This is a genomic window from Trinickia mobilis, from assembly GCF_017315705.1.
GTDB lineage: Bacteria > Pseudomonadota > Gammaproteobacteria > Burkholderiales > Burkholderiaceae > Trinickia_A > Trinickia_A mobilis.
The window spans coordinates 20,289-22,435 of sequence record NZ_JAFLRF010000066.1 but is presented as its reverse complement, the minus strand read 5'-3'; the positions used below and the strand labels follow the sequence as shown (position 1 = coordinate 22,435).

At 60.5% G+C, this 2,147-nt stretch carries 2 protein-coding genes; both read left to right on the top strand.

Going from position 1 to position 2,147, the window contains the following annotated elements:
* On the top strand, positions 1-710 hold a 710-nt coding region (locus tag J3489_RS35430), incomplete at its 5' end, for a hypothetical protein (protein WP_207005468.1).
* 482 nt (positions 711-1,192) lie between these two features.
* On the top strand, positions 1,193-2,147 hold a 955-nt coding region (locus tag J3489_RS35425; protein ID WP_309491479.1), incomplete at its 3' end, for an MFS transporter.

Here is a 2,147-nt window from a genome sequence, read left to right as displayed (position 1 = left end):
GTTATGCAGAGGAGGGCTCCGACAGGGTCCGGGAAGCAGCGATTATTCCAGGGCCGGCTCCGGCTGATCCGACGCCAGCGCTACGAGCAAGCGGTTGGAGCGAAGGCGACATTGCCAATCTCAAGGCTACGCTTGACGGCTTCAACTACGGCAATTCGAAGTACCTGCTCCTCATTTCGGCATGGAACGAGGCGTGGCACGGGCGTGATGCGGGTGGCCGCTCCGGAAAGCCGTTGGATAGCAACCAGTCCGAGCAACTTCCTTACGGCCTTCCACAAGGCGTCGAGAAGTTTCACCTTGTCGATCCAGATGCTGCCGGGACAGACGTCCAGGCTCTTCTCAGGGATATCCGTGATGCGTTCCTGCACCACGGGCCGGCAAGCGACTTCAGGGCGCTTGCGGCGTGGCCGGATTACCTCGCGATGGGCTTTCGCGACGCGCTGAAGCCTGTCGTGCTGACTGCGGAGTACGAGGAAACCACGCGGCGGATCCGTAAGATCGCACGTGAACACGTCCGCGGATTCGACGCGGCCGGTGGCGTCGCTTGGCGTGACCTGGCCGACCGACTAACGCCGGAGCAGATCGCGGGATTGACTGGACTGTTGTACATGTACAACCGGTTCATCGCCGATATTACCGTGGCGATTATCCGTCTCAAGCAGGCGTTTGGCGGCGTCAAGGACGCCACGGAGAACAAATTCAGAGTCTAGCGGCGTGCGGCGCCGGTGACGTACCGGCGGGCTTAAGCGATCGATGATCGACGCCCTATCGCTAGAGCAAGGTGGCCACGCTGCTGTCGGCATCACCGGCTGCGTTCGCAAGCGGGGATGCGCACGCTGCTCAAAAAGCTTGGAATGCTCGCCATTCCGGAGCCGTTTGCCTTGAACGTCGTTGCGCATGGAGCGTTCGACATCGGAGGCGAGCCGGAGGACTGGCTTACACGTACGTGGGAGTTTTCCGCACAGCGCATTGTAGCCGTCTTCCGACTCCTGATTTGCTAGCCATCAAATGCTATTTCGAATGCGAATGCGCGATTGAGTTTATCGAACGCTACGACGACAAGGCCTTCAATATTTCGTATAAGAGCCTTGCGATCGATGAGTTCAGGCCGCTAATGAGGGAATTCTTCTCGAACCGCCGGGAAGACCAGACCGCGCTCGGCTGAGGGATGTCCTATATCAATGGAGACACTATGAAGAAGTCCTGGTTCATCGTCCTCATGCTGTTTTTGGCAGGGGCCATCAGTTACATGGACCGCGCGGCCCTATCGATCGCGGCACCGTTGATCATGAAGGATCTCCACCTCGACCCCGCCAAACTCGGCATCGTGTTCAGCGCGTTCTTCGTCGGCTACTCGCTCTTTTCCCTCGTGGGCGGCTATGCGTCCGACCGTTTTGGCGCCAAGCGGGTGCTCTTTGCGAGCATGAGCCTGTGGTCGGTTTTCTCTGGGCTCACGGCGGGCGCGTTCAGCATGGCTTCGCTACTCGTCGTGCGTGTGGTTTTCGGCGCCGGTGAAGGGCCGTATTTGACTTGCACGAATAAGATGCTCAACGGGTGGTTCGAGCACGGCAAGCAGACGACCGCAGTCGGCTTCGCAACTGCCGGCCAGCAGTTCGGCGGCGCGATCGCGGGGCCGATCGTCGGCGTGCTAGCGTTGCATTTCGGCTGGCGCGTGTCGTTCATCGTGATCGCGCTGATGGGTCTCGTATGGGTCTCGGTGTGGGCTGCAACGGTGACCGACCGGCCCGGCGAGCGAGACATCGAGAGCCGCAACCCGAAAATTGCGGCGCGTGGCGACGTGCGTCACGCGGGCGCGGCGACGTCCGGGGAGCCAGTCGCGCCGCTTGGCACCTACCTCCGGAACCCGCAGATCCTCGCGACGTCGTTCGCGTTCTTCGGCTATGCGTACATCGTCTACTTCTTCCTGTCGTGGTTCCCGAGCTATCTGACGATGGAGCGACACCTAAGCATCGCGTCGATGAGCGTCGTCAGCGTCATTCCGTGGGTTTTTGGCGTGGTCGGCGTCGCGCTCGGTGGGTGGGTTTCCGATGTGTTGTTTCGTATCACCGGCAACGCGCTACTCAGCAGGAAACTGGTGATCGTGGTGAGTCTGCTGATCTCAGCGGTTTGCATCGCGATCGCTGGGT